This window comes from Vibrio sp. 2132-1 (assembly GCF_033344315.1).
The window spans coordinates 1-562 of the sequence record NZ_JAWPON010000683.1; the positions used below are offsets into that span (position 1 = coordinate 1).

General features: G+C 47.0%; 1 pseudogene. It reads right to left on the reverse strand.

What is annotated here, in order from left to right:
• Nucleotides 1-562 (reverse strand): annotated as a pseudogene (locus R8N47_RS27375) (imidazolonepropionase); the annotation flags it as partial.

A 562-nucleotide genomic window follows, 5' to 3' on the forward strand; every position in this document is an offset into this window, starting at 1 on the left:
TGTATCGTGCAGTCAATTCAGTGCCACCAAGGTTTGATAGCTGCTCTGTGTGGCCTTTTACGTGTAAGCCATATTGTTTCGCTGTCGCAAATACCTTTTCGGTTTGCTCCAAATTAAAACCGATAGACTCACAAAACACATCCACACTGGTGGCCAAGTTTTCCTCTGCGACGATTGGGATGATTTCCTGACAAATATGTTCGATGTAATCGTCTGCGCGACCTTCAAATTCAGGCGGTAAAGCATGAGCGGCAAGAAGGGTAGTTGTGATTTTGACTTTACGCTCTTGTTCTAAGGCTTTTGCAGCACGCAGCATTTTTAGTTCGTCTTTGAGCGTCAAGCCGTAGCCTGATTTTACCTCAACCGACGTAACCCCACTTGCTAACAAGCCATCTAAACGAGGCAACGCGAGCTCAATTAATTGCTCTTCAGTAGCTGCTCGAGTGGCCTTTACGCTGGAAAGGATACCGCCACCTTGCTTCGCTTTTTCCTGATAAGGCACGCCGTTTAAGCGCATCTCAAATTCATTCGCGCGATTCCCCCCGTAAATTAAGTGGGTGTG